Here is a 26,751-nt window from a genome sequence, read left to right on the forward strand (position 1 = left end):
TGCTTACCAGACTATTTTCTCCCGGGTTTTCCTGATAGTTTTAAATTGAACATTTTCCTTTTCCACTACATTGACTCCTCCCCGCAAGGTTCCAATCCATTTTTCTCCTTTATTATCCTGATAGAGTGCATACACTGAATTGCTCGTAATATTCGTCTCCTCAGGGCCTTCTTTTAATGAAGAAAAATCCCCTGTTTCATTGTCATAGATAAAAACTCCACTTCCGTCTGTCGATGCCCAGATTTCATCTTCCTCTTTGAGATACATCAGACCCGTTACTTTATGTCCGGTCAACTCTCTGGAGAAGAATTTATGCGTATTACTTTCCGCTGAGTACATCAGCAAGCCACTATCCATCCCCAGCCAAATTCTAGAATGCCTGTCTGTAATTATACTGTTGGCATTGTTGGTAACGGCTGAGACAAATTCCAGATCGTCCGATTGGTTGGCGAGCTTAAAAAGTCCATACCCTTGGACAAAAACCCAAAGATTTCCTTCCCTGTCAAAATCAATACCCTGGGCATGATAATCCCATATCAATCGACTGTCTATCTTGAGAGGTAGCTGGTTAAACAGTGGCTGTTGGTCCTTTTGTATCAACAGCCCTTTTCCTGCGGTGGCAAGAAAGAGACGATCTGTATCGCCTTTTATCTGGTTGATATTAAAGTTGATTTTTACTTGTTTTCCAAGTGTATGATCAAGTAAGGTTCTGCTTTCAAAGGCTCCTGATTGAAAGTTATAAACACTCAATCCTTTCTTGGTCCCCACCCAGATCCCCGCAGCGTTTTCATAAATACTTACGATGCGATTATTGACGAGTGTTGTAGTATCATTGGGTTGGTTTCGGTATACAAAAAAATTATATCCATCATACCTGTTTAATCCATCGTAGGTGCCAATCCACATAAAGCCCCTCTTGTCTTGGTAAATACCGGTCACAGCATTGTTTGACAATCCCATTTCAATACCAATATACCTCACCTTGAAGTCTTGACTCGCTCTTGCTTCAGCAAAGATGAAATTAGAAACCAGCAAGCAGATAGAAAGAAGAAAAGGACGCAAACTCATAGTTACAAGAACGTATATAGGCACTAAGATTTTCAAGTTGGCATAATATTGCCAAAAAACAAATCAGAAAGCTTATAATGAATACACCGATTCTGATTTTAAAGCCTGGTCTTTCAGTCGGGTTTCTATGACTAGAAATCCATTTAATTAGAGAAAGTGATCAGTACAGCAGTACCCTGATCAATTTTAGAATCCACCGAGACTTTACCTCCGTTCATTTCGACAAAATTCTTCACTGCCACCAGTCCAAAACCGGTACCTTCTATGCCATTGACATTGGATCCTCTAAAAAACGGGGTAAAAACATACGGAAGCTCTTCCTCAGCTATTCCTATTCCAAAATCCCGAACTTCTATTCCAAAGGAATCGGTATTGTCGAATAGTCGTACAATGGGTCTTCGCCTAGTACCTCCGTATTTCAAGGCATTGCCTACCAAGTTAATTATACTGGTTTCAATCAGAAACTTATCCCATTCCACGCTAAATTCACTGTCAATCTCCGAAATAAATTCGACCTCATTGAAATAACCATGGGCTGTTAAAGCTCTTTCTACAAAATTGGCCAAATTGACTTTTTCCTTTTTCAAAGCAGGGCTGTTATTGACAAATCGCTCGTAATCCAGAGAATGGATTACCAGCTTGTGAAGATTTTCCAGCTCACGTTCAATTTTCTCATAATGAACCTTCATCTTGGCGACTTTGGCAGAACTAGGCAGATTATTCAAGTAATATTTTGAAAGCTCCATACTGGATATGATTGTTGACAAAGGCGTTTTGAATTCATGGGAAACGATATTCATAAAATCGGAAACAAATGAATTGAACTGTTTTTCTTTCTTGAGCGATCTAATAAGCCGCTGTTCGAAGTCCATTTGGGTAGAGACATCCCTTATTACCGCAATCACCTTTTGATTGCTGCCTTCATGAAGAATATTGACGTTCGATTCCACCCAATATTCTCCATCTTTTTTGATATCCAACTTCAGTCGAGATCTATATCGCTCCTCGGACAATCTGAATTCCGGACTTATTGTCTTGGTCAATAGGATGCTAATCTTTTGTTGAATTTCCTCCGCCCTAATTCCCTCTTCAAAAAACTGGGAAGCTGAAGGAGATATAAATTCAAAATCAGACAGCCCGTTCATTACCACGATCAGATCCGGGCTGTGATCGGCAACCTCAGCCAGTATTCTGGCTTTTACCATAGACTCCTTCTCAAATCTAATCTTATCCTGCTCAGACTTAAAGGCCTCAATTATTACCGAATAGGTAGACACAAATGGTTTCAAGTCAGAAAGATCCTGCTCCGTAAACCCTCCTGCTTTATTGCCAAGCCCAATCAAACCTATAACCGTTTTCCCTTTGAAAATGGGGACTCCCAGAAAATTGTTGACTGTAGGGTGACCGGGAATATGCTTACCCTTGGTATGAGGATTCGAGGGTGGATTATTTTCCAGAATAATTTTAGACTCCACTATGCAGGCTCCGAATAGATTGTCTAAGTGGCGGAACAGAAAATCATCTTTTATATGATTGTGGTACAACCTAGCTGCCGCTTCCCCTTGCCGGGAAAAATCAGTAGCCGCATGAATCTTTAAAACCTTTTTATCATCCTCATCAGAATTTACTTTGCCCACAAAACCAAGCTTGGCATCTATTACATTCAGAATATTAGTTAACAACAAGTCATAGGGATTGGCTCCTTCGGATTGGGCCAAAAAATGAGTCTGAATTTCCAATACCTGGGACAGCAATTCATTTGTACGTGTCAGTTTCTCTTCAGTAGCTTTCTGAATTGAAATATCTTTCAGGTTACAGAGGATCAATACCTCCTTTTCCGGAATGGTTTTATATAAAATCAGTTCATACCAAGTACCTGCCTTATTACCCAAATAAAGCTTCGCCTCAATCGAAAAAGTAGAGCTCCCTGTACTCATTACCCACTCCATCACTTCTTTGAATTGGGATTCATGGACGAAAAAGTCTTGTACGGCAAATCCTGATACTAATTCCGAAACCTGTTGGATTAAAAGTGGCCTTAAAGCAGCATTCACAACCACCGCACGTGTAAGTCCCTGATCAAACAGAATAGCAGGATTTTCCATCTTCTCAATGATCTCCACTAAAGCATGCAAGGATACCTCAAAAATATTATTTCTGTCCAAAAAATTGAGCACGGAGTGGAAGGTGTCATTGTGATGATTTACCCAACTCAATTCATTTATCAGAAAGTTCTTGCCCTCCCAATGGATCGTATAATTAAAAAACTGGTCACCTTTTTCGTGAAAGTTTCTAGATATATGGTAATTTCGATCAACAGAATTAGATTTAGTGAATTTTTCAAAATCATCCAGAGTTTTTGCGATAGAGGTGAAATCTTTACCAAAACGCTTACATATTCTGTCGCTCACTTTGAGTAACCGCCTTGATTTTATATCGAAAACTAAATCTTCATTCTCAAAAATTGTAAGTTGTGGTTTATGCTCGCCCATCTTATGATTATTATCTTTTAGAAGCCCAACATTAATAAAAGCCAATATTTAATGTATTTTGAATTAATTTAAATTCATTCAGGCAAAATATGATTAAAACATCTACAAAGACCAGAATATTATTGGTTGAGGACAATTTAAACCTTTCTGAGAATCTCAAAGAAATCCTAAGTCTTCAGGGATATGAAATCTTGGAGATATTGGAGGAAGCTGAGACTGCCTTGGTAATCATCGAAGAAGCTGCTCCGGACTTGGTATTAGTGGATATCAAGCTAAAAGGCAACAAAACCGGGATTGAACTGGCAGAGGAACTACGGTTGAGCATGGATATTCCCATTGTTTTTCTTACCTCAGCCTCAGGTTCTGATGTGGTCAATAGAGTAAAACATATTCGTCCTGAAGGATTTATCTCCAAACCTTTCACTACCAACTCATTGGTCACTGCAATAGAACTGGCAATAGAAAATCACAAAAGCAGGTCAACTAATATTTATAAACCGGACAAAGATGTCGTTTCAGATTTATTTATCCGGGAAAATGGTTGGCTCAAGAAAATCATGATCAATGACATTCACTGGATAAAAGCCGAAGGCACATACACTCACATTTATGTCAAGGGAAAACAGTACACCTTGCGCAACACTGTAAAGGATCTGATGCAGAAGCTCCCATATGATCAGTTCTCAAGAATCCATAAATCTTTTATTATAAATATGAAAAAGATTGAAGCCTTCAGTTCTACTACCGTGAAAATCGAAGATAGCGAAATTCCTATTGGGCGAAAATATTACCAAGCTCTCTTGAAAAATATCAACAAACTTTCAAATTGATCCATCTTCCCATCCCAACATGATTTTTACACAAGTTTACTGAATACTGCCTAAAGACTTTAGTATCTACCGAATGGGCCAATTCAATGACCTCCTCGCTTAATGTTATTGGTTACGATTTTAGCATCTATCTATGCCAAGAAAATTTCACTTCCACTTAAACGCAAAATATGAAGTCGGCTGATCAAAAGAATTGCGGATACCATGAAATAATCGGGATTCTATAAAATAAAAGTCACCTTCTGTGGCACTGTACTCTTTGCCGGCTATGGTCATGGAAGTCTCGCCGGAAATCATCAGTATAATCTCTGTCTCGTCATGTGCATGCGGCTCGTGGCTCGGGCCTTTTTTATCCAACGTAGTCACATGCATCTCCAATCGCTCACACATTGCTGTAGGTCTATCGAAATAGGCTCTACTCCCTCCTATTTCACTAGGCTTGAAAGCAAGCGAATCAGCATTTATCATCAAGGATCCACCCGATGCAGTACCTCTTGCTACGTCCATCTGTTTCTTGGAACGAAATCTAATCACATAATAAGTAAGTGGGGTATCGCCTACATTTTTTAAGGAATGCAATTGCATAGGCATCAATGAAAGCACACCATTGGTTCCCAGAATCGTACTTTTCCCCGCTATCGTCACTTCCATTACTCCTTCTTTGACGATGACAAGTTCTTCAATATCCTCATTTGCATGTGCTGTACTAGGTTTGGCACCAACATCCTGCGTAGTAGCATGCATTTCCAAGTATTCAAAATGTGCGGAAACACCTTCAAGTATCGGCCTTCCTACTCTATCTCCATTGGGAACAACTTTATGGTCTTGCCATTTGAAAACACCGGATTTTACAGGCAGGAGCTGAGCTGAGGCAGAAAATGTCATAAGGCAAAGGATAGAAGCAAGTGTAAATTTCATAATAAATCCCTAAATGATATCATACTAAAAATGAGCAACTGTAATCAAATTTGACCTAGGTAAGCATCATGGCAAGCAATTGAGCCGACTTAAGCCAAGGCAAATAAAATTAAGCAAACACCAAACTAATTACTGAAATTTAAAGACAAATCATAACCTTATATGATTTTATTCCGTCCTATTTCCTTCAAACCAAATTTCATTTATACACTTTCCTTATCAAACCCAACACGTATGAAAATCTTTGCTTTACTCTTTACATTGGCATTTACAGCATTTTCTTTTGCTCCGGAAGTTGCAACAGTAAATACTGCTGAAAGCACCATCACCTGGACAGCCAAAAAAGTTACCGGTCAACATCATGGAAAAGTACCTATCACCTCCGCTACGTTGGATTATCAAAATAACAGAATACTTGGCGGAACATTTGAGATGGATATGACAAGCCTGACAGTAGAAGATATTACCGATACAGGTATGAACAAAAAGTTAACCGATCACCTAAAGTCTGATGATTTTTTCTCAGTGGAAAAGCACAACAAATCAAACTTTAAAATCACCGAAGCAAAAACCGGCAATGGGAAAGATTATGAAATCACCGGCGATCTCACCATCAAAGGCATCACCAAGCCGGTGAGCTTTCCCGCTATAGTGGTCGTAAGTGGGGGTAAGATCACAGCTACGGGAAAATTGACTTTTGACAGGACTCATTATGACATCAAATTCCGTTCAGGCTCTTACTTCGAAAATCTTGCAGACAAGATGATCTACGATGATGTGGAACTAGACGTGAAATTAGTTGCGAGTGAGTAATCTTTGAGTTATTACTACAAGAAAAGGCCGGGAAATCCCGGCCTTTTCTATTTTAAAGTCTTATCAGATAAGGATTTTAGCTATTGACAAAAGTAACTTAACTTATAAAAAGCTCTATAGATGATGTATTATCGGTCATCACACACCTCGCACCCGACTCTCTAAATATCCCATTTCACTGTGAACAGCCCATATCTCGGCTGAACTAAATAAGAATAGGTACTGATCAGATTTTCTGTAAAGCTATCTCTGCGGATAGATTTTGTATCCAGAATATTCCAAACAGTCACCCTAAATTCCCATGGACTTGACTTGCCCTGATAACTTATAAATGCATTGAAAAAATCAAACTCACTTTTGCTTTGTGCTGCTTTATTGAAATAAGCATTGTAGGTATAATCCGCATTCAATTTCAATCCTTTCCAGATATCCCAGTCAACTTCAATTTTCGGACTGTGGGTATCAAAGGTATTCTTTGCATAGGTGGACTTGTAGAAGTTCTGATCCCAAGTGTAGCCCAGATCAACTTCCACGGTTTTCAAAAATGTGCTGGTAAACTTAAAGAAGTACGAATGCGCAAACTGACTGTTCTTAATCAGATTTTGATCTACCAGACTGTTGGTAGCATAGGTATTCCAATTACCTCCCCCGCTTATTTTGAAGGATTGGAATCTTTTATCTGCCTGTAAACTGCCTGTCAGGCTTTCATTAATTGGATCAATATTTTGAATGCTCACAAGGCGATTGATTCCCATAAAATTAGTGGTATTGACCAAATCATGATGCTTTCTTGACCAAGTCAGATTTCCGAAAAGATTGAGTGAGGAGAAGAAGTCAAAATGAGTATAGTCAAGAGTTTGGGTGAAAAACAAACCATTGTCCAATTGCCTGTTTCCTCTGAAAATCGAATTGTAATCCGAAAACACCAACCCTTGGGCGAGCTTCTGAATATCCATGAAATTCGCCTGGCTGCTGAATCGATACGTTAGGGAGCGATTGGATTTGACATCCCATTTGGCATACATCCCGGGAAGAAGTAACAGTTTATCATTACTCCATTCATCTTCCATTTGCATATCATTCCAGGCGTATCTGTGTAGATATATCGAAGGGCTGATTACCACCGACTTCCATTTGGTCTTGTAGGTCATACCGAGATACAAATCCTGAAAGTTAAACCGGGAATCATTTTCAAACTCCTCCAGATCAGCTTCTTCCGATGCATCAGCTTGTTCTGTACTTCCAACTAACTCTTGACGGGTATCAGTATATCCCAAACTCCAGTTGATATGATTGGTTGGATTGAGAATCAGATAGTAATTAAATGCCCCTTCTATGGTTCGGGTTTTGATGTCCTGATTTTGAAGAAAACGATACATTTCACGATCCAGCATTGATACCAGTCCATTAAAAGGCTTTTGATTAGTAGTCAACTCATAGAGCGGATTCCGGTATTTTTTCTCCCAATTCACTTCAATGGAAAAGACCCTTATTTCCGAAGGAGCATGATACCACTCCCCTTTCTGCTGAATGGTATAAGGCTGTCTACTTTGGTAGCTGGTAATTTGCTGGCGGATTTGCCCAAAATCAGAATCCTGAAAGTTCTGATTGGCGATATCTGCCACCTTTCCAAAAACACTGTATTTCACATATGTCTCTTCCTTGGGAGTATATGTCACCGCATACTTCATCAGCCCCGATTTATTTTCTACTACACTCGCTGAAGTGAGTGTTTCCTGATTATTTCCATCAGTTCTCAAATAGGTCCGCTGGGATGAAGAACCCAATTTGTTTTTGGAAGCAGATCCGATGACGAAGCCAGAATGCCTCCATTTGGAATTTGGATTATAATTCAGATTCACAGCGGCCAGGTCAGTTCTTAAGTCCAGCGCATTATTCCGCTGTGCCATTGGAATTCCAAGATCTTCCGAACTTACACTCAGCGAGGAGCCCGACTTTCCTGCCAAATCTGCCAATCCTCCACTAAACCTAAAATAATCCTGTAGGGTAAAAGCCAGCTCACCCACATTATTGGCATCGGCGATCAGATTGAGATTCACCTTAGGTGAGTAATAAAAAGTATTGGCATGACCGAAATACCGTTCTTCCGGTCCAGCCCCTGCTGTCAAGTCCCCAAACACCAAATTCTTTTTACCATCTTTCAGCTGAATGTTGAGCGCCAGACTCTCGTCATTATCCAGACCACGCACTGGAGCTATTTCATTAAAGTTTTTCAGCACCTGTACCCGGTCTACCGCATTAGCAGGAAGGTTTTTTGTAGCAAGTTTGGTGTCGCCGTCAAAGAAATCCTTGCCGTCCACCGTCACTTTGTCCACCTTTTTGCCCTGCACTTTCACTTCCCCATTATCATCCACTTCGAATCCTGGCAGCTTTTCCAACACATCCTTAAGCTTTCGCTCCGTACCTGTAGTAAAGGCATCTGTTTTATAAGTCAGTGTATCGCCCTGCATGGTGATGGGCAATTCGGTTATAACCTCCACCTGATCCAGCATAGTTTCATCCTGACTCAGAATGATTTTTAACTGATCCCGGTCTTTCCATTCGGTTAGTTGAAGTTCAAATTGCTTGTATCCTACAAAGGAAACCCGAAGTAAATAATCCGAGCCTGGTGCCAAGCCTATTTTGAATCTCCCCTCCCCATCAGTGATACTAAAGCCACCTATCTTCTGAGTAGTCTGATTCACAGCCACCACATTTGCATAAGCAATCGGCTGATTTAGGCTGTCTAAGACTTGGCCGATCAGATTTTTATTTTGGGAAAAAGAAGGAAAAGCAATTAGAAGAAGAAAGCCGATCACGGCAAATCGCTTTAGAAATACCATGTGAATAGTGTTCTGAGTGATCAATTTCCAATTTTGATTATCATCTGATTGCCTTCTCCTGGCTTACCGGAATACCGCTTCATCATCTCCTGCATTTTTTCCTCAGAAAGTGCCTGGTAATCTTTACTACTGATGAGTTCTCCTTTTCTAGGAGTTTCTATTTGCACCGGATCAGTAGGATTCAGTACAATCCGTTCGGCGATATACGTCATCCCGTTGTTTTGCAGCTCAAGAATCAATCCCGGCAAGCCCCAGAAATCATCGGGTCCATGACTTACGGGAATCTGCGTGGTAAACCAAGCCGTCACATTCACGGTGTCTTTGGTTGTTTCCATTTCATCCTGTCCCATAGAGAAAACCTTGCTGTCGATTATTCTAGAATAGACAGCTTTTTGACAGGTATAGTCGCCGATCAGCTTGCTTTCTCCGGTCAATTCCCAATCGTAGGTTTTCAGACTGTCATTCACCAAAAAGCCCCTTCCCATCAAATCCTCCTCCTTGATGTACTTTTGCTCTGCTAGATTCTTATACAGGAGTCTATCCTGATGATATTCATAGCATAAATATCTTCCGGGGCTTAAATGCCGCTGACAGTATCAGCAATCTCAAAATGCTGACCAATCAGATCATCATTTCGATCACAAGGGATTCACTGGATTTTGACAAAATCAGTACACTGGTAAAAGAAGAATTGGATAGAAGAGAAATCACGATCAATTATGGATTGCTTCATTACGAGCGTGACACCATAGCGGGGTCTTTTAATTATCCTGCTTTGACTGAAATGCCTTTTTCCACCGTATCCAAATCGACTTTTTTGCCTCGCGGCCAAAAGCTGGAAATGTATTTTGAAAATACAGCACTTACCGTCCTGAAGCGTGGAATGATTGATATCCTACTGTCTGTGATCTTCTTACTGATCATAGCGGGAGCATTTTACTATCTCTACCAAACCATCAAAAACCAGAAAGAAATCGCTGAGATCAAGGAAGATCTGATCGGAAATATCACCCATGAATTTAAAACCCCGATTGCTACCTCGCTATCTGCGATAGAAGGAATAGAGCAATTCAATCCTGAAAACAATCCTGAAAAAACCAAAAAATACCTTGGGATATCCAAAGAGCAACTACTCAAATTGAATTTTATGGTGGAAAAACTGTTGGAAACCGCCACATTGGATTCAGAGCAATTAATATTGAAAAAGGAGTCCATTGATCCTATCCCTGTGCTAAGATCTTTGGTTCAGAAATACCTGACTTTGTCACCTGACAAAGAAATCGAACTCGTGGTCCCTACCAAAGTCTCACCTATTCCAGTCGATCCTTTTCACTTCGAAAATGTGATTTCCAATTTACTGGACAATGCGCTAAAATACGGCGGTGAAGAAGTTAGAGTTACACTAGATCAAGGTTTGACTACCCGTATCCGAATTTGGGATAATGGAGGAAATATTAGTTCTGATCAAAAGGAACGGGTTTTTGAACAGTTTTATAGAATCCCGAAAGGAAATCTCCATGACGTAAAGGGCTTTGGAATAGGACTATACTATGTGAAGAAAATAGTAGAAAAGCATGCCGGGAAAATTGAATTGGAGTCCTCCACAAAAAGTACATCTTTTATCACCATATGGCCAGGAGCATAATCAAAATTTTATTGGCAGAAGATGAAATGGCGCTAGGCATGATCATACAAGAAAGTCTGGGAACCCGGGGCTTTCAGGTGGCACTTTGCCCCGACGGACAGCAGGCCTGGGACAGCTATCAGAATTCCAAACCCGATGTGCTGGTCCTGGATGTGATGATGCCAAAAAAAGATGGGTTTACACTGGCAGAGCAGATTCGGAAAACAGATCCGTACACCCCGATTATTTTTCTAACCTCTAAATCCCAGACTGAGGATGTGCTCAGGGGCTTTGGGCTAGGGGCAAACGATTATGTGAGAAAGCCCTTCAGCATGGAAGAACTGATCGTACGAATCAAAGCCCAAATGGACCGGCAGCAGCTGCGTAAAAACCAGTCCGACTGGCTAACACTCGGAAAGTATGAATTCCATCCGACCAAGCAACTTTTAAAGCTTGAAAATGAAGAACTGCATCTCACTGCCAGAGAGTCGCAACTGCTGGAAATCCTGTTGGAAAATGCCAATCAAGTCACCGACAGAAGCCTTATACTCATCCAGATTTGGGGATCGGATGATTTCTTCAATGCCCGTAGCATGGATGTATTTATTACTAAGCTTCGTAAAAAACTCCAGAATGATCCTCAAATCCAGATTATCAATGTGAGAGGATTTGGGTATAAGTTGGTTTGCTAATTAACCTATTATCCCACTCTGGTCTGTATCTATCAGACCATCTGTTCAATTTCCTATCCGAAATTTACTTTCTCTCTATGGGTGCACAGACCGATACAGCTTTTTGTCTTAACATCTTTTAAAGTCCAACCCATAGAATTAACCCTCCAAACTTCTCGTTGTAATACCGAAGAGAATCTTAACCCTAACAAGATTTTGTGTGGAAAAAAGTCGGAGGAAAGGCTGCATGGATTTTAAGGAATAAAAGCCATGCAGTCCCTCTGCACCACGCGATGCTTTATCAACTAGAATAAACTCGTTAAGAGAGTAAAAAAAGCCAATGAAATTTCATCCATTGGCCTTTAGTTTCTATCTGAAAAGATTATTTATCATCCAATTATATTTGCATCATCATCCCATTCGATGATCGTACCTCTATCTTCGGGCTTCAGGTATTGAGGTATGTATTTTTCCTCTAATTTGAATCCATGTTTATCCATCACTTTCTGAGGCACACCGTCCCAAGCATTCGGGGTATTTCCTACATAGCCAATATACTTCCAGCCAGCCTCAGTGGAGAAATAACCTGAGCAGGTAAGATTGCGAAGCATATTAAACCAACGAACAGCTCCTTCATATTCAGGAGTTGCCTTGTCCGGCCAGGCAACCTCATCCACAATTGTGATCACTTCTGATTCACTTAGTTCATTGAAGGATTTTCCGAATTTCTCATCTGCTTCATAATCCAACCACATCAAACCTCCACGCATCGGAGTTTGATTTCCAGGCTGATCCTTCATCATAAACTCCATAAAATCCACCACTCCTACTTCTGTAGCGGCAGGGGATTCATCGTCTTTGGGCAGTATAATGTCCACCAGAGTACTAAGCTTTTTTCGCTCCTCCTCAGTGAAGAATGTTTCTGAAAGCAACTCTTGATCTCTTTGCTTTTCCTCCTCAGTTCTTCCGCCTATGGTACCCCCTGATAACAAAGCCCGCTCAGGCAATGCTTGTTGCTCCGGAGAACAGCCCGTCAATAATAAACCTGTACCGACAGAACCGGTAAAGAGCAGTTTTAGGTTTTCTCTTCTGTTCATGGTTTAGATATTTTTCTTTTTCAATTCAGAAACAATGTAATCGGAGGTTCTCCAGGCCAAGGCCAAAATTGTCCATGTCGGATTTTTATCCGCCTGAGACACAAAAGGTCCCGCATCCACTACAAACAGGTTGTCGCAGTCATGAGCTTGACAATTCGAGTTCAACACCGAAGTAGAAGGATCATCACCCATCCGTGTAGTTCCTACTTCATGTATAATTCTTCCCGGGGCCAATAGGCCATATTTAGTTTCCGGACCCGGTTTAGATCCAAGGAGAATACCACCGGCTTCTGTCAAAATCTCCTCAAAGGTATCGTGCATGTGTTTGGCCTGTTTTACCTCCTGGTCAGTCCAGTTGTAGTTGAATCTCAATACAGGTATCCCATACTTATCTACTGTATTTGGGTCGATTTCACAGTAGTTATCATACATAGGCACACTTTCACCTCTGCCCGACATTCCCAAAGTAGAGCCATAGAGTCTACGGATATCTTTTTTCATACCTATTCCATACCCCCCATTCTGGCTTGGCTCACCAAACTCATCCTTGATATACTGGCGCATGGAATTCATACTTCCACCACTTCCATAGGCCGGCTGGCTCATTCCGCCCCAGTACTCGATGTGGTATCCTCTGGCAAAATCCAACTTTTTGTTGTCTCCCCACCAAGGTGTATACATATGCATGCCACCTACTCCATCTTCATTATATCGCTCACGGTCCATTAAGTTTGGCACTATAGCCATACGGTCAGTTCCGGTAGAATCATGCAGGTATCTTCCTACCATTCCTGAGCTGTTTCCCACACCATTCGGGTGAGTTTTGGATTTGGAATTCATCATGATTCTAGCCGACTCACATGCAGAAGCTCCCAATACCACTACGCTGGATTTCAACTTATACTCCTTCATGTCAACCTTACTGACAAAGGAGACGCCCGTGGCTTTACCGCTATCATCCGTAGTGACTTTTCTCACCATAGAATGGGTGTAAAGATCCACTTTCCCTTTTTTCATCGCAGGATGGACCAAGCAGGTACCAGCAGAGAAATCCGCATATACTTGACAGGCTCTATTACACTGACTACAGAAAAAGCATACTCCCCTTTCTTCATTGATAGGACGGGTAAGCATGGACAGACGCGCCGGTATCATTGGAACACCGATTTTGTCAGCGCCTTTTTTCATATAGAGCTCGTGCAGGCGAGGCTTGGGAGGAGGTAGAAAGAAACCATCGGGCTCATTATAAATCCCCTCTTTGGTACCAAATACACCGATAAGTTTGTCTACTTTATCGTAGTAAGGCTTTAAATCCTCGTATCCGATGGGCCAGTTATGACCAAGTCCGTCGATGCTTGCGCGTTTGAAATCATTGGGCCCAAACCGCAGGGAAATACGTCCCCAGTGATTTGTTCTTCCTCCGACCATTCTGGACCGGAACCAATCAAACTCAGTTCCATTTTTTCTGGTATAAGGCTCTCCTTCTATATCCCATCCTCCTATAGCCGCATCAAAGTCTCCAAAAGGACGGATACGTGTACTTGCCCCTCTTCTTGGAGATTCCCACGGTGGTCTAAGTTGTGTCCGGTCTTCATCTTTGGCAGGATCAAAATCGCCGCCCGCTTCTACCACGGCAACAGAAAGGCCTGCCTCAGAAAGAATTTTGGAGGCCATGCCTCCTCCAGCTCCTGAACCCACAATAATCACATCATAGGCTTCACCGGAATTTTTGATTTGAAAACTCATTAGATAGAATTTGCTTTTTGATTTGTTTCAATTTGGAAAAACAGAAGGCGGTTTCAACTATTCGCTTTCTCTGCTCTTTCTACTTATAAAATAACAAAATTATTTCTTTACAAACCTGCTGGTTTACCTATTCAGACTCAATCCAAAAAGCAATGGAAAGCACTTGAAACTTCCATGAATTCCCATTTAACCTTTCTATCTGCAATTAAAAGGCATTTAAAACCATTCGTATCCGATTTAAAAAAATTACAACTTAGAGTTTAACTTCTTTGATTTTTTTATAAATGGGGCTAAAACCTTATAAAATATCTTAATTCAATCAAACGTAGAGTGATTTGACCTAAAGACAGTTCCCAGCAGCCACTTTAAAATTTTATAGATTGGCTACTTACTTCTCCCTAGAATAATGAAGAAGTCACCTAGAGAGAGATTATTCGTAATGCGGAATTCCCTGCCTGACAGTAAGGGAAGATTCGGTATAGGGCATTACCACTCACAAGAAAAAGTAACTGTCTGAAAATAATGGACTATCGGAGATTCGGTTCTAACAGCTTTTTTTCCATATGCTAAAATACCTATCCTACTCATTTTCAATATGCTTAAAAACATCAGGAGACTAATTCATTGTTTTTTCCTCTAATCATTTCAAAAAAGTATTTGGCATAAATAAAATTTGCTACATTTGCATCCGATTCAAGAGCAAGTCAGGGATCGGAAATTGAAAGTTCGGGGTGTAGCGTAGCCCGGTATCGCGCCACATTTGGGATGTGGAGGTCGTAGGTTCGAATCCTGCCACCCCGACGAAACCTGTTTCAAGGGAAATCAAAAGCCTGTAAATCTACTGATTTATAGGCTTTTCTGTTTTTTAGCCTTTAGTTCATATCAATGAATATCAAAAAAAATGTGCGTTATTCGGTGACCTAATTTAATGCTTAAATTTCACGCACAGAAAGTAACTTATACTTCTGTAAATCAGATTTTTGTATTAAAGTAATTAAACCAAATTAGACGCGATTTGATGCGATTTCGTTGTGCGTTATTCGGTGACCTTTTTAAAGTGATGTAAAAACCTTTAAAACAGTTCATTTATTATGAAAACAACTAACACGTTTGGAATCAGGTTTTTCTTAAAAAACAACTCTACAGACGATTTAGAGATCCCTCTTTACGTAAGGATCACTGTAGACGGAACCCGGGTGGACATCTCATTAAAGAGAAAAATAAATGTCTACGATTGGAACCCTGTCCTAGGATCGGCTAAAGGATCCAAAGAATCCTCTAAATCCTTAAACCATTATTTGAAAGAATTAGAAGCCCGGATTATCCAGATTTATCAGGAGTTTCAACTCAAAAAAGTAACTATTACCGCAGATGCTATCAAGCATGAGCTTTTGGGGACCCAAACAAAAGAACATACCGTTTCCATGCTCTTTGAATACCACAATGAGAAGTACAGAAATGTTTTAGCATGGGGGACGCTCAAAAACTACTTCACAACCCAAAAGTATGTAATGGCCTTTTCAAAGGCTCAGTATGGCATAGAAGATTATTTCCTGCAGGACATCAATTACCGCTTTTTAAATGAGTTCGAATTATATCTGGTGAACTATGAGCCTCAGGACCATCATAAGCCGCTTGGAAATAACGGCATCATGAAGCACCTGGAAAGGTTTAGAAAAGTAATCAACTTAGCCTTGCGCATGGAATGGATGGTAAAGGATCCCTTTGCAAAATTCAGTTTCCGATACCAAAAAGTAGAAAGAACCTGCCTCAATCCTACTGAACTCAGTAGAATAGATGAAAAGCAATTTGATATCCAGCGGTTACAATACATCAGGGATCTGTTTGTTTTCAGCTGTTACACTGGGCTGAGCTATATAGATACCATGAAGCTGATGCATGATGATATAGTATTAGGCATGGATGGAGAATATTGGATATCCATAAGCAGACAAAAATCACAACAAAAGTCCAAGGTCCCTCTATTGCCTCAGGCCTTGGATATCATCAGACTTTACCAGGACAGGGAAAGACCCTATTCCAAAGGGAAAATTTTCCCGTTGATATCAAACCAAAAGGTGAATGCCTATCTCAAGGAAATCGCAATCATCTGTAAAGTCAAAAAAAACCTGACGTTCCATTTGGCCAGGCACACCTTTGCCACTACTGTTACTCTTTTAAACGGTGTCCCGATTGAAACTGTAAGTAAAATGCTAGGGCATGCGAGTATCAAAACTACACAGATCTATGCTAAAGTAGTTGAGAAAAAAGTCAGTGATGATATGAAAAAACTTAGAAGGAAGCTCGGCAAATCTAAATGATCCATTCACCACCTTCGGGTGGTGATGTGACTTTATGTAGGGTATTAGCACGATTTTGTGACTTATTCACCAAAATCAAAGGTAAATGGCAGCAGAAATCATCACATTAAATGACTTGGAGAGGTTCGGTACTGAATTGAAAGCAGATATAAAAAAAATGCTTTCAAGCCTGAACGGGCAACCGACCAAGAAATGGCTTAAATCCCATGAAGTGAGAAAATTATTGGATATTTCACCTGGAACGCTTCAGCACCTTAGGGTAAACGGCACTATGCCATTCACCAAGATTGGAGGAGTGATCTACTACGACCATGAGGATATAGTCAGACTATTTGAAAAAAATAAGCGAGTGAACAGCTTTCCAGATGATGGAATATAAGAGAAATGATCTAAACCAGAAGCCAAACTTGGGATTTGGAATTGATGTCCCTCCTCTCCTCGTTCATGTTAAAATTATTTTTGACCAACAAGATCTTCAAGAGAGTGATGCCATTGAGTTCTTTAATCTTTTTCAAACGAGAGGCTGGAAAACCAAGACTGGTGCTCCTGTTAAAAACTGGAAACATGTGTTGGATCAGTGGATTTGGGAACTTAAAAAAGGTATTTAATAAAATTAGCTCCACTTAAACCACAAAAATAGAAATATGAAAATCGGAAAAGCATATGGATTTTAGGGTAGTCAACCTTCAAATTATCACATCGAAGACCAAAGTCGGAACTATATTAGGTCGAGTAAATAAGGGAGCTCCCTTTTAAAAGCCCCCTTCATTTGCAAAGGAATAGTATCAGTCTTCAGTTAAGATCAAATGGTCTAAAACTAGTAAATCCATAGCCCTACCTATTTTAACTAGTTTAGCTGTCAATCGTTTATCTTGCCTAGAGGGCATAAGGTTTCCTCACAGATGGCGGGAGGCTTCCTTTAGCGTTGTAGCAAAAACCAGTTTGGCATTGACCATTGTACCGGTAGTTCGAATCTCTTATTTCACTTGAAATGAGACAATTATAAATTAAACTTACGAAAACGCTATATAAAATTACTGTGAGTTCTAAATCAATAAACCCGGCAATCACGCCGGGTTTATATAAATAATTCAATGTAAATTTCTTGGTCAAACCTTAGCTCCTCTTGATTTGCTTTTAACCTGCTCTTTCTTTTTTACTTCCATTTTCACCTCCCTTTGAGCTACACTTAAATCACCAAGCTTCACACGTTTCCCCTGCTCATTATAAACATTCAGCGTCTTATATTTTGGATTTGCCTCCAGCTGAAACTTTCCCTCATTCCCCTCAATTTCTACCTGATGCCTGTTGCCCTTCTTTAGGCTATAATACAAAAGGTCAAGCTGTTCTGTTGCCTCAACACCCTTAACCTGTAGCTTATCAACAGATTTCTCCAAATCAAAACCATATTGCTGATGGTACTGGTTTAATTTATGTTGACCTTTCTCATCCATGAATGACATATCAAGTTGCATCCAGGCATTGTATCGCTCCCCTTCTTTGTTGAAAAGGCTTTTATATACCGCTCTCCCTTCCAGTAAATTTAAAGCTTCCTTAGCCGTGATCCCTTGATTTTGGAAAAACCGCTGGGACAGCTCTTTACCATCCGATGTACTAAGTCTTGCATCAAAACCATTGTAATAGTACTTACCTTCGTCTGACTTTCTGAAGTGAAGCCCATATTCCAGTTTTTTATCGCCCAAATCCTTTAGCAGGTTAATTTCAATATCTGTTTTACCAGCTTTCATCTGTTTTTCGAGCTCCGAATTCCCGGATTCCCCAAATCCTGAATACTTCATCCTATCCTGTAATTCCTGTATATTATCTTTTAATGTCATGGTATTATTGGTTTAAGTGAAAATCATCAAGAGTTCCTGCTTTCAGCAAATTTCTGCCTGAGACAGAAAATACAGGGTTCCTGTCTCCGTTCTGTTCAAAAACCCTTATTGTAAATTCTTTCGTATCCGATATTGTAAATCTTGGAAAAGCAGCTACTGCATAGGAAATGGAATTTCCAGCAACATTCTTAAATCCGGAGAAAGCAACAGGCTTCATTACTATTTCTCTTTTTGCAGTCCTTTTTGCAGTATTTTTATCTTGTACGGTGTACTCCAATTTAGCAGGCTGATAATTTATCCCACTTCTGTTCTCTACTGCAAACTGTAAAAACAACAGCCCTTCTTTCTCTACTATAGCACCCAACCCAATGCGTATTTTACCTTGTTTAGTGCCCCATCTTTCTACAGAAACACTGGATGAGAGCAGGCTTTCCAATAGTGAATGCATTGCAGATGGCATCATTTCAATGCCATCCAGTCGAACTTCAGCATAGTTTATATTTTCCTGTTTACCTATATCGATTGGTCGTACATCGGGATATTCAGTATAGCTGACAGAAAACGGATATAATTTTCCCCGCTTGGTAATCACGTACATGCTTGTAGTCATAAAGTTTCTTTGGCCTGCCTTCAGTTTAAGCACATTGGGTGAGGATTTGTCTTTTTGTGCCAATACCGCCGGACTCCCAAAATCAGCGCTGCTCACTTCATCGGGGAAAACAAGAACTGTGGTCATATCCCATCCAATGTGAAGTGGGTACGTTTCCACATTTGTCTCACTGACATGTTGGGCATAGCAGAAATTCGAAAACGCGAACGCCATCAAGAGAATATATATTTTCATGGTTTATATGGTTATTAAGTAATTAATGATTGGTTCTGTCGGCCAAAAGGAGCGGGTGCCCCGCCTTAACCTTTACTTTGATAAGCTTAGCCTTCTTGGAGAATATTCCTTTTACAGCTTCCATACCTGCCATGGAAGCCTGAGCTTCCCAAGAATTTGACATGTTCATCATATTCATTGACTGGATTCCATTACCTGCACCCTTCTTGACAGCTTCCCGTGTGATCGCATTGGGTATTCTGATACCAGGAAGTGCATCCAGATCGATTGCCTCCAGATTAACAGGAATAATAAGATTTCCTTTACGGATAGACTTAACCTGGATGTTGAGCCGTTCACCATCTAAAGAGCAGATTCCTGTAAGCGCAGTTCCTATTGGAAGCTGCTGTCCTTTAATATAGATTGGCTGGGCTAGCTCCAAGTCAATGGAAGCCCCATCTACAACCTCCTGATCAATGGTGATTTTGGCGGAAATTGCAGGCATGATTTCCGAAAAAGCCGTAGTCCTGTCTTCTTCGAGTGTATAAAACCCATTGTTTACCCTATGTAAGGAACCAGGGGATCCAGTGGTCTTGCCCCCATTTTCCAGCTCAAAGGGAACTGTACTAACCTCAAAAATTCTGGGATCTCGAACCGCCCTTATTTCATTCATTCGTTCCTGAACACGCTGCGGATGCTGTACATCAAGCAACTTTTCCAGCATTGCATCAATCTGTTTCAATTCTGGATCTTCCATTTCAGGATTTATAACTGAAGCCATCATAGCCTCTAACCTTTCCAAATCAGGATCATCAGTTGGATCAGTGGCCACCGGATCAATCGCCTGTGCTTTATTAGTAGGAAAATAGTGAGCAGGTTCGGAATCGGTAATGAGTTTTTCCAGATCAGAGAGTTTATCTCTCACTGAATTCTCTGCTTCTTCCAAAGAACTATTCTCAACCTTAACTGTAGATAAAAACAAGTCTTCAGAACCAGATTTTTCACTAGTCTGAAATTCGGCAAAAGGATCCATTCTACGCTGTTCCTTTAGCTTTAACGCTTTTCTTTCCGCCTGCTCGTAAGATTCCAGCTTATCCAATTCAACAGCTTCTATCCTTGCTTCCGGTAGGGATAGGTTCAGTCCTTTTTGCAATCCATATTCTATAGGTGAAGAACCCTTTCCTCCTCCCAAAGCCCAAAATGCCAAACATAGAAATGGTAGGGTGAGTAATGGAAGCACCAGTAGAAATTTGCGTTCTCTTTTTTGTTTTTCATTCAAAGGATTCATCAAGTAGTTCATTTAGTGGTATATAATTTATTGAATCATAATAAATTAAAGGAAACTCTAAATCAGGGGGTATACTAGAAAATGATACAACACTATTGGTTTCCCAATGCAGCAAACCACAGTAAATCATAGTGGAAAGAAGCACAAAGAGCACTACCACTTGCTTCTTGTCCTTTACAGGTAGGCGGTTAAACTTTACCGAGAAGCTGTCCATCCAAGAGGACGCCTTCTGCCAAACAGGAGTGCGGAAATGAATATGAACACCCATTATCCTCATCTTTTGGCAACTTCGATATCCTTGTTTGATATCGTTTCCCAATTCTCAATCAAAAACCCATGTGGGTTTTGGTCTGTACGGTCTATGTGCCTGAGTCTGCCGTTCGTAATAAGTTGTCTGGTCACTACTGAGGTAGGACGTATTATCTTCTGGGTTCCGTAGTATTGGAAGGTAAAGGGGTAGGTATCCAGAAAAACCTGAATACTGTCCATCATCAAGGTCTGGTTGATATTTGCGGAAACCAATTCGTTGTAATACCCTTTTTCACGTAGATTATCATAGACTTTTTTCGCAGAGGCATCAGCTAGATACAGACTCTTTGCAACCTGTTCCCTGATAAAGTGTTCATCTGGACTCAGCGTAAAGAAATAGTGATGGAACATCTTTACATGATCCCGGGTCTCCACGGGTATATTTTCCTTTTTTGTTTCCGAAAAAGCCTCCAAGACTTTGCCTTCAGCGAGTATATATATTCTTTCCTGTGCCTCCTGTGTAATATGAAAGGCTTTAATTCCGAAAAAAGCCGCAAAGCTCAATGATCCCAATACGGCGGCAAAGGAGAGGTATTTCACATGGTGAAAAGCGGTATCAATATTTTTTAGATTCTCGAACATCAGATTTTATTTTATCAGGTATTTAACTGCATGAGCTCCTGCAGCCCCGCCTGAAATGGCTGCACTGCTGGTTTTATTCAAAAGGCTGTCCCTCCCGCCCGGCTGTACTATAAATGAGGCTACATTAGGCACTGTGAGATAACCGATAATGGCAATCACCATAAAAACCAGGTATCCTATAGAGGAGACAAAATCCCCATCCAGCACAAGCATGTTAAGCTGGATTTTAGCGATGATAGCACCAAAGATATTTGCTACCGGAAGCCACATAGAAACATTGATATATCTCGCAAACCAGGCGGCCAGCGTATGCTGAAATCCATCAAAGACAGACAGACCAAAAACAAGCGGGCCTAAGATTGAAAGCACAACCAACTGAAATGTCCGGATGGTATTGATACAAAGCGCCGCCGCAAAAAATAAAACCTGAAGAAGCAATGAGATCATTTTATTCATTACCGCTTTGAGGTTGGACACAAAAAGCTCGTTGGTCATCCTCTCCCAGATACCCACCTCTTTAATGTTTTCCGGATGGTGTTGGGCCCCACTTTCATTCAGGTAATTCAGGTAAGGTTCCGGTTCCTCCGTTTCCATTTCTTCAAGGTGTCTGGAAATGGCGATATTGCTTCCCTCCACCATTTCAGAGGTTGCCCTGACTATAGGGGACATGGCTCCGTTGATCACGGCCAACACCTGGGGAAACAACATGATGGCAATGCCTATTGCAAAAGGGCGGAGCAGAGGATACATATCGATGGGTTCCGCTCTGGCTATATGCCCCCAAACCCTGTATCCAATGTACCAGATGGCCGCAAACCCGGCCAAGGCACGTGCTACCGTGATTAGATTGCTTGCCAATGGAATCATTTCATCATATAGTCTGGCCAACACCTGGTGCAAGCCATCAACACTTCCTGAAACCGTCTGGGCTTGAACTGAAGTCAAATCCAACAACAACAAACTGATAACCATAATAAATACTCGATTATGCATAGAAGATTATGTATGGTCTAATACTTAAATACCTAATAACAACCTCAGGGCATCTCCCAATTTTAGAGAACATAATTCAGGGATTTATCCCGACTAATGTCCCTATGGTCTCCTGTTCTTTCTTCATCCGTACCCTCCGATTATAAACAGCAGAGATTTCACTGTTAAATTCCCGAACACTAACAAGGACACCTGACATCTCAAGGTGAAGGCGGTCTATCGCCTCCAGCCGTTCAAAATCCGACATGCGTAATTCTCCCGCAGTAAGGATCATTGCCAGTTCATCCAGATTTTGTAGGGATGTTTTAAAAAGTCCGGCATAGACATCCCCCAAATAAGCCAGTTCAGCTGGAGTGAAGACAATATCTTTTTTCACCTCTTTATAAGTGGATTGATATTCATTTATAATCCACTGTTGGACCCGGATAATTTCAGCAACCCGATAATATTTCCTCACCTCAGGACTCACACTTAACAATCCGTTTAAAAATGCCTCATGAAGCTTGAAATTGCCCTCGGTTATATCCTTTACGCTATTGTACCCATTGTTCAGAATCACATATCCCTCATACATGTTCTGTAAAATTTTCTTCATTTGGGTCAGTTTTTCGTAATTCAATATAAGTTGTGTCGCTTCGTGTGCCTGGGATTTCCCGCTTAAGGGGCACATCAGACATACCAAGGTTAACCCAGTCAATATGAATTGTCTATAGTGTCTAATCATTATATAGCGCTTTGATTTGATTCCTTTCGAGATCATCTTTGCTCCTGTGTAGATTAAGCTGTCGGATCTGCCCATTGTATAGTTTAAGAGCAGAGTAGAGTCTGGTAATTTCCTTGTCCAACTTTGCTATCAACTCCATTCTCTCGCCGTCTTCCATATCATAAGTAAGGGAAGTAAGCAAGTCATCCAGTTCGCGGACCATATACCCAGATTCTGTTAGACAGGTTTGGTTGAATCCAAGTATGTGTGAGGTATCCGATGTCCCCCATTTCCCGTTACTCTTCAGATAAGTCCCCATCCAATCCACCTCCTTTTGAATCTGACCGTAGATCCAAACTATATGCTTCCCAGTAGGGTCATTAGCCACCACCGGATGAACCTTGGTAAGGGAGGCAAAATAATCCCGGTGCAAGGTAAACTCTCCATCTTGTGCCAAGTCGACCAGATTCCATCCTACCCTGGCGATCTCATATCCTTTTTTAGCCACTTCCAGATAACCTTTAAGAGCTACAATCTGGTTGACTTTATAGGCAGTCTGTAGTTGCTTCTGCTTAGTCCATTCCTGCAGCGTCTGCCCTTCCGTCATTGTACCTAAAAGCATCAGCAGAATGGCCGTGCAGGATACCCGCATGAAGATATAGTCAATCCACCCCATAATTTTCCTTTATGATGTTCATAGACTTCATAGTTCGGGAATGCATGATTTTATAATTCTGTGCGTTCACCCTTCTCAGCTCCTCCAGGTTTTTCCGGATGTTATCCTCAGTAAGATGGATGGTGGCAAGCCTGTCCGCATCATTCATCTGGGAGGTAAATGAGGTCATGATACCCATGAGGTGGTTAAGGTGTTCCAAAGAGGCGTTCAATATGCGTTGGTACACTTTTCCAATAAGCTCTTTCTCTTCTGACCGCAAAACCGAAGAGCTATTTGCCAGGCTCCAAGCTTGTTGGTATTCCTTTACAAGCTGTTTTTGCATGTCAGCGATTTCCTTTACCCTGTTGATTTGGGAAATCAGGCTCTTGACTTTCCATAGTTCCTGGAATAATCCCTCATACTGTTCCCGCTGCTTATCACTCCAGTCATAAATCTCCTGAAGCTTAAGTTTGCTGAGCTTATTTTCAAGAACTTTCTGGGCATTCTGAAGCCAAATTGTCTGGTTTTGCAAGCGTTGCACTTTCAGGTCAATTGCCTGAATTGCCTTTTTCACAGCGGCTTTTACGACTTCCATAATCAAGGTGATAGGAACGGCAGAAGTGGTCTGGGTTGGCAAAACCGTCAACCCGATTGCCAATGGAAATATCATAGATAAAATTTTGATTTTTAACTTCATAAGATTAAAGTGTTAATGTTCTGCAGCAAGTAATTCTATAGCCTTTTTCCTGGAACCATACTTGATGGTATATTCCTCGACCTTCATTTTTTCCCGTTCCTCGGTTGTATATGTAAGGTATTCCTCCTTGCTCACCTCAACTCTAAAGACCTTCTGATAGATACTGATGTACACTTCCTTGTAATTTCTGCCGGGTTCCTTGGCCTTGTTCATGGAAAGGATGATTGCTTTTTCCTGGTCAGTCAATCCCAGAAGTTCCTGTATGTCATTGAACTTGTTCTGATACTTGCTCTGATCCAGCAAGATCTTTATATCAGCATTGTTGATTATTGCATTTTTGATTATAGGACTGGAGATAATATCCTCTACATCCTGGGTTACGACCATAGCTTCACCGAAGAACTTCCTTACCGTTTTAAATAGGTACTTGATGTACTCTGCCATCCCTTCTTTGGCAATAGCCTTCCAGGCTTCCTCAATAAGGATGATCTTTCTGATACCCTTTAGTTTTCTCATTTTGGAGATGAAGATCTCCATGATCATCAGGGTCACCACAGGGAACAGAATAGGATGGTCCTTGATATTGTCCAGTTCAAAGACAATGAACCGCTGATGCAGCAAATCCAGATTATCCCGTGCATTTAACAAATAGTCAAACTCCCCTCCCCGGTAATAAGGACGTAGCACAAACATGAAATTTTCCACATCGAAATCCCGGGCATTTACCCCATCATTTTTCAATGTTTCCCTGAATTCCTTTCCCACATACCTATAGAAAGTATCAAAGCATGGAAATATCTCCGGCTCTCTATCCAACAACTCAAAATATCCTGAAAGTGCATTGGATAATGCCACATATTCGGATCTCCGAAAAGATTCATCATCTTTCTTCCATAGTGCATGAAGAAGCGTCTTAAGACTTTCTTTCTTCTCCGTATCCGGACGTTTCCTTCCCTCGATGTAAAAAGGATTGAAACAGATGGGATTTTCCTCTTCATAGGCGAAGTAATAGCCCTTCATCAACTCACAAAGCCCCCGGTAGGAATGCCCTACATCTACCAGAACCACATGGGCACCCTGCTCATAATAGGTTCTCATCATATGGTTGGTAAGAAAGGACTTTCCTGATCCGGAAGGCCCCAACACAAACTTGTTCCTGTTGGTGATCAGCCCCTGTTTCATGGGCTCATCAGAAATATCCACATGAATAGGATATCCCGTGATCCTGTCTCCAAACCTTATTCCTACCGGACTGCGGGAAGTGAGGTAATGGGTTTCTGAATTAAAGAAGCAAGTGGCCTGTGCGATAAAAGTGTCAAACGTCTCATTGACTGGAAATGAAGCCTGATTGCCAGGCAGACCAGCCCAGAAAATCTGGGCAGCCCCAACCGTTTCCAACCTGGGTACCACATTCATCTTCGCAAGAGCTCCGGCTGTTAAGTTGCGGAGTTTTCCTACCTCTTGCCTATCATCCGTCCACACCATCACATTGAAGTGTGCTTTGACCGCTTTTCTTCCCGTTGAGATAGCCTCATTAAGAAACTCTGCAGTAGCATCCCTTGAAATGGCATTCTCACGGGAATAATTTGACAGTGATTCCAATCGGAGTCTTTTGGCTTCCAGTTCTTTGAGCCTTTTTCTATGGTCCTCTATGAAAAGAAACTGGTTGTATATATGGTTGCAAGGCAACAGGCATCCGACTGATGTAGCGAATCCTATAGGAAATGTTGTCTTATCCGTGCCGTAGGGCTCATAGGTGCGGTATGGGCTCACAGACGAAGGCAAATCTTCAACATCTCCCATAGAAAACAGCTGGACAAATTTTTCACCTATTCTCCATTCAGGTTTGAACTGGATATCCTGAAGGACTTCAGGATTACCCAGCGTAAGGTATTCTTCAATCAATCCAGTTTTCTTGGATGTTCCGGCAATTTGCCTCCCGGTCAGCCGGTTCAAAGTAATACCCGCATCAGCCAAAATCTGGTTGAGCTGTCCTACTGTATTAAGGAATTCTTCTGTTCTGTTACTTTCAAACGATTCAAGAGGAAGCAGGGATTTCCGCAACAGGTTTGACATAGACGAGTTCCCAAGCTTACTTCCTTTTGGACGTTTGGTGATTGATAAAGTACAGCGATGTGCCAGATGTGGTCTTTCCGCAAAGAATCGCTCGCTGGAAAGTGAATGAAAGGAATGTTCGGCCCCCTCGAATTTTCCAAAGTAAGAATCATCAACAAACCAGTCCTGTTTATGCAACACAGTATTTCCCTCCAAAAGACCTATAGCTTTGTTCCAGGCATGCTGAACTGCCTCATATCCTGCAGGACTTTGTGAGAATATTTCTGGCAATCCCACTTCAAAGACTACTGTCATATCTCCCGGACGGGACAGAATCATGTCGTGCTCAAGTTTATATAAGGGAAACATTTTTTGCAGATCCATA

General features: G+C 41.1%; 24 protein-coding genes and 1 tRNA gene. 8 read left to right on the forward strand and 17 right to left on the reverse strand.

Annotated elements, in window-relative coordinates; translation table 11 throughout:
- Positions 1–3: 3 nt before the first annotated feature.
- Together ID165_RS14165 and ID165_RS14170 are read right to left on the reverse strand one after the other, a co-directional pair.
- Positions 4–1,068, reverse strand: coding sequence for a two-component regulator propeller domain-containing protein (locus ID165_RS14165; protein WP_192085481.1), 1,065 nt, complete (start codon positions 1,066–1,068; stop codon positions 4–6).
- Positions 1,069–1,211: 143 nt separating this feature from the next.
- Positions 1,212–3,560: a GAF domain-containing sensor histidine kinase gene (locus ID165_RS14170; RefSeq protein WP_192085482.1), complete on the reverse strand. Its 2,349-nt coding sequence runs from the start codon at positions 3,558–3,560 to the stop codon at positions 1,212–1,214.
- 89 nt (positions 3,561–3,649) lie between these two features.
- Between ID165_RS14170 and ID165_RS14175 the strand changes: the two genes are divergently transcribed.
- Entirely contained in the window at positions 3,650–4,390 is a 741-nt protein-coding gene (locus tag ID165_RS14175) for a LytTR family DNA-binding domain-containing protein (RefSeq protein ID WP_192085483.1), read from the forward strand.
- A 147-nt stretch (positions 4,391–4,537) separates the two neighbouring features.
- Here the strand turns inward: ID165_RS14175 and ID165_RS14180 are convergent, their stop codons facing one another.
- Entirely contained in the window at positions 4,538–5,308 is a 771-nt protein-coding gene (locus ID165_RS14180; RefSeq protein WP_192085484.1) for a cupin domain-containing protein, read from the reverse strand.
- Between the two features lie 234 nt (positions 5,309–5,542).
- Between ID165_RS14180 and ID165_RS14185 the strand changes: the two genes are divergently transcribed.
- On the forward strand, positions 5,543–6,121 hold the full coding sequence (locus tag ID165_RS14185; protein ID WP_192085485.1) for a YceI family protein: 579 nt from the start codon (positions 5,543–5,545) through the stop codon (positions 6,119–6,121).
- Positions 6,122–6,282: 161 nt separating this feature from the next.
- On the opposite strand, the gene ID165_RS14190 is transcribed toward ID165_RS14185, so the two are convergent.
- Together ID165_RS14190 and ID165_RS14195 are read right to left on the reverse strand one after the other, a co-directional pair.
- Positions 6,283–8,964 carry a carboxypeptidase-like regulatory domain-containing protein gene (locus ID165_RS14190; protein ID WP_192085486.1) on the reverse strand — a complete coding sequence of 894 codons (2,682 nt, stop codon included), beginning with the start codon at positions 8,962–8,964 and terminating at the stop codon, positions 6,283–6,285.
- 20 nt (positions 8,965–8,984) lie between these two features.
- Positions 8,985–9,497, reverse strand: a complete 513-nt coding sequence (locus tag ID165_RS14195) for a GLPGLI family protein (RefSeq protein ID WP_192351539.1) — start codon at positions 9,495–9,497, stop codon at positions 8,985–8,987.
- Between the two features lie 77 nt (positions 9,498–9,574).
- Here ID165_RS14195 and ID165_RS14200 point away from each other — a divergent pair, with 77 nt between their 5' ends.
- Together ID165_RS14200 and ID165_RS14205 are read left to right on the forward strand one after the other, a co-directional pair.
- Complete coding sequence (locus tag ID165_RS14200) at positions 9,575–10,609, forward strand: sensor histidine kinase KdpD (protein WP_192085487.1); 1,035 nt, start codon at positions 9,575–9,577, stop codon at positions 10,607–10,609.
- On the forward strand, positions 10,594–11,280 hold the full coding sequence (locus tag ID165_RS14205; protein ID WP_192085488.1) for a response regulator transcription factor: 687 nt from the start codon (positions 10,594–10,596) through the stop codon (positions 11,278–11,280). The genes ID165_RS14200 and ID165_RS14205 overlap by 16 nt, the downstream gene beginning before the upstream one ends.
- Before the next feature lie 368 nt (positions 11,281–11,648).
- Here ID165_RS14205 and ID165_RS14210 read toward each other — a convergent pair whose 3' ends face one another.
- Together ID165_RS14210 and ID165_RS14215 are read right to left on the reverse strand one after the other, a co-directional pair.
- Positions 11,649–12,356 (reverse strand): gluconate 2-dehydrogenase subunit 3 family protein, encoded by a 708-nt coding sequence (locus tag ID165_RS14210; RefSeq protein ID WP_192085489.1) that lies wholly within the window; start codon positions 12,354–12,356, stop codon positions 11,649–11,651.
- A gap of 3 nt (positions 12,357–12,359) precedes the next feature.
- On the reverse strand, positions 12,360–14,102 hold the full coding sequence (locus ID165_RS14215) for a GMC family oxidoreductase (protein ID WP_192085490.1): 1,743 nt from the start codon (positions 14,100–14,102) through the stop codon (positions 12,360–12,362).
- A gap of 727 nt (positions 14,103–14,829) precedes the next feature.
- On the opposite strand from ID165_RS14215, the gene ID165_RS14220 reads away from it, so the two are divergent.
- The 4 genes from ID165_RS14220 (at position 14,830) to ID165_RS14235 (ending at position 17,031) form a co-directional block, all read left to right on the forward strand.
- Positions 14,830–14,903 (forward strand) — tRNA-Pro (locus ID165_RS14220).
- 290 nt (positions 14,904–15,193) lie between these two features.
- Positions 15,194–16,423 carry a site-specific integrase gene (locus tag ID165_RS14225; RefSeq protein WP_192085491.1) on the forward strand — a complete coding sequence of 410 codons (1,230 nt, stop codon included), beginning with the start codon at positions 15,194–15,196 and terminating at the stop codon, positions 16,421–16,423.
- 85 nt (positions 16,424–16,508) lie between these two features.
- A complete protein-coding gene (locus ID165_RS14230; protein WP_192085492.1) occupies positions 16,509–16,802 on the forward strand; it encodes a helix-turn-helix domain-containing protein in 294 nt (97 codons plus the stop codon).
- 28 nt (positions 16,803–16,830) lie between these two features.
- Positions 16,831–17,031: a hypothetical protein gene (locus ID165_RS14235; protein ID WP_192085493.1), complete on the forward strand. Its 201-nt coding sequence runs from the start codon at positions 16,831–16,833 to the stop codon at positions 17,029–17,031.
- 177 nt (positions 17,032–17,208) lie between these two features.
- Here ID165_RS14235 and ID165_RS14240 read toward each other — a convergent pair whose 3' ends face one another.
- The 10 genes from ID165_RS14240 to ID165_RS14285 all read right to left on the reverse strand — a co-directional run bounded on the left by ID165_RS14240 (position 17,209) and on the right by ID165_RS14285 (position 26,750).
- On the reverse strand, positions 17,209–17,310 hold the full coding sequence (locus ID165_RS14240) for a JAB domain-containing protein (protein WP_192085494.1): 102 nt from the start codon (positions 17,308–17,310) through the stop codon (positions 17,209–17,211).
- Positions 17,311–17,532: 222 nt separating this feature from the next.
- The gene (locus ID165_RS14245; protein ID WP_192085495.1) at positions 17,533–18,261 is read right to left on the reverse strand and encodes a hypothetical protein; all 729 of its coding nucleotides are present in this window, start codon (positions 18,259–18,261) and stop codon (positions 17,533–17,535) included.
- 4 nt (positions 18,262–18,265) lie between these two features.
- Positions 18,266–19,105, reverse strand: coding sequence for a DUF4138 domain-containing protein (locus tag ID165_RS14250; RefSeq protein WP_192085496.1), 840 nt, complete (start codon positions 19,103–19,105; stop codon positions 18,266–18,268).
- Positions 19,106–19,127: 22 nt separating this feature from the next.
- Entirely contained in the window at positions 19,128–20,384 is a 1,257-nt protein-coding gene (gene traM / locus ID165_RS14255; protein ID WP_192085497.1) for a conjugative transposon protein TraM, read from the reverse strand.
- Positions 20,385–20,645: 261 nt separating this feature from the next.
- A complete protein-coding gene (gene traK / locus ID165_RS14260) occupies positions 20,646–21,263 on the reverse strand; it encodes a conjugative transposon protein TraK (RefSeq protein WP_192085498.1) in 618 nt (205 codons plus the stop codon).
- A 6-nt stretch (positions 21,264–21,269) separates the two neighbouring features.
- Positions 21,270–22,256: a conjugative transposon protein TraJ gene (gene traJ / locus ID165_RS14265; RefSeq protein WP_225586737.1), complete on the reverse strand. Its 987-nt coding sequence runs from the start codon at positions 22,254–22,256 to the stop codon at positions 21,270–21,272.
- 76 nt (positions 22,257–22,332) lie between these two features.
- Positions 22,333–22,851, reverse strand: a complete 519-nt coding sequence (locus ID165_RS14270; protein WP_225586739.1) for a TerB family tellurite resistance protein — start codon at positions 22,849–22,851, stop codon at positions 22,333–22,335.
- A 121-nt stretch (positions 22,852–22,972) separates the two neighbouring features.
- The gene (locus ID165_RS14275; protein ID WP_192085499.1) at positions 22,973–23,635 is read right to left on the reverse strand and encodes a hypothetical protein; all 663 of its coding nucleotides are present in this window, start codon (positions 23,633–23,635) and stop codon (positions 22,973–22,975) included.
- Positions 23,622–24,311 (reverse strand): conjugal transfer protein TraI, encoded by a 690-nt coding sequence (locus ID165_RS14280; RefSeq protein WP_192085500.1) that lies wholly within the window; start codon positions 24,309–24,311, stop codon positions 23,622–23,624. The genes ID165_RS14275 and ID165_RS14280 overlap by 14 nt, the downstream gene beginning before the upstream one ends.
- 12 nt (positions 24,312–24,323) lie before the next feature.
- On the reverse strand, positions 24,324–26,750 hold the full coding sequence (locus tag ID165_RS14285; protein WP_192085501.1) for a TraG family conjugative transposon ATPase: 2,427 nt from the start codon (positions 26,748–26,750) through the stop codon (positions 24,324–24,326).
- Position 26,751: the final 1 nt, after the last annotated feature.

The sequence above is a fragment of the Algoriphagus sp. Y33 genome (genome assembly GCF_014838715.1).
Classification (GTDB): Bacteria; Bacteroidota; Bacteroidia; order Cytophagales; family Cyclobacteriaceae; genus Algoriphagus.

Excerpts from the sequence above, each read along its gene's own strand:
- ID165_RS14275 (WP_192085499.1), bottom strand. The coding sequence starts at position 23,635 with ATGGGGTGGATTGACTATATCTTCATGCGGGTATCCTGCACGGCCATT.
- ID165_RS14285 (WP_192085501.1), bottom strand. The coding sequence starts at position 26,750 with ATGGATCTGCAAAAAATGTTTCCCTTATATAAACTTGAGCACGACATG.
- ID165_RS14215 (WP_192085490.1), bottom strand. The coding sequence starts at position 14,102 with ATGAGTTTTCAAATCAAAAATTCCGGTGAAGCCTATGATGTGATTATT.
- ID165_RS14245 (WP_192085495.1), bottom strand. The coding sequence starts at position 18,261 with ATGACATTAAAAGATAATATACAGGAATTACAGGATAGGATGAAGTAT.
- traM (WP_192085497.1), bottom strand. The coding sequence starts at position 20,384 with ATGAACTACTTGATGAATCCTTTGAATGAAAAACAAAAAAGAGAACGC.
- ID165_RS14165 (WP_192085481.1), bottom strand. The coding sequence starts at position 1,068 with ATGAGTTTGCGTCCTTTTCTTCTTTCTATCTGCTTGCTGGTTTCTAAT.
- ID165_RS14280 (WP_192085500.1), bottom strand. The coding sequence starts at position 24,311 with ATGAAGTTAAAAATCAAAATTTTATCTATGATATTTCCATTGGCAATC.
- ID165_RS14200 (WP_192085487.1), top strand. The coding sequence starts at position 9,575 with ATGCTGACCAATCAGATCATCATTTCGATCACAAGGGATTCACTGGAT.
- ID165_RS14230 (WP_192085492.1), top strand. The coding sequence starts at position 16,509 with ATGGCAGCAGAAATCATCACATTAAATGACTTGGAGAGGTTCGGTACT.
- ID165_RS14180 (WP_192085484.1), bottom strand. The coding sequence starts at position 5,308 with ATGAAATTTACACTTGCTTCTATCCTTTGCCTTATGACATTTTCTGCC.
- ID165_RS14205 (WP_192085488.1), top strand. The coding sequence starts at position 10,594 with ATGGCCAGGAGCATAATCAAAATTTTATTGGCAGAAGATGAAATGGCG.
- ID165_RS14270 (WP_225586739.1), bottom strand. The coding sequence starts at position 22,851 with ATGAAGAAAATTTTACAGAACATGTATGAGGGATATGTGATTCTGAAC.
- ID165_RS14170 (WP_192085482.1), bottom strand. The coding sequence starts at position 3,560 with ATGGGCGAGCATAAACCACAACTTACAATTTTTGAGAATGAAGATTTA.
- ID165_RS14210 (WP_192085489.1), bottom strand. The coding sequence starts at position 12,356 with ATGAACAGAAGAGAAAACCTAAAACTGCTCTTTACCGGTTCTGTCGGT.
- ID165_RS14185 (WP_192085485.1), top strand. The coding sequence starts at position 5,543 with ATGAAAATCTTTGCTTTACTCTTTACATTGGCATTTACAGCATTTTCT.
- ID165_RS14175 (WP_192085483.1), top strand. The coding sequence starts at position 3,650 with ATGATTAAAACATCTACAAAGACCAGAATATTATTGGTTGAGGACAAT.
- traK (WP_192085498.1), bottom strand. The coding sequence starts at position 21,263 with ATGTTCGAGAATCTAAAAAATATTGATACCGCTTTTCACCATGTGAAA.
- traJ (WP_225586737.1), bottom strand. The coding sequence starts at position 22,256 with ATGCATAATCGAGTATTTATTATGGTTATCAGTTTGTTGTTGTTGGAT.
- ID165_RS14225 (WP_192085491.1), top strand. The coding sequence starts at position 15,194 with ATGAAAACAACTAACACGTTTGGAATCAGGTTTTTCTTAAAAAACAAC.
- ID165_RS14250 (WP_192085496.1), bottom strand. The coding sequence starts at position 19,105 with ATGAAAATATATATTCTCTTGATGGCGTTCGCGTTTTCGAATTTCTGC.
- ID165_RS14240 (WP_192085494.1), bottom strand. The coding sequence starts at position 17,310 with ATGCCCTCTAGGCAAGATAAACGATTGACAGCTAAACTAGTTAAAATA.
- ID165_RS14190 (WP_192085486.1), bottom strand. The coding sequence starts at position 8,964 with ATGGTATTTCTAAAGCGATTTGCCGTGATCGGCTTTCTTCTTCTAATT.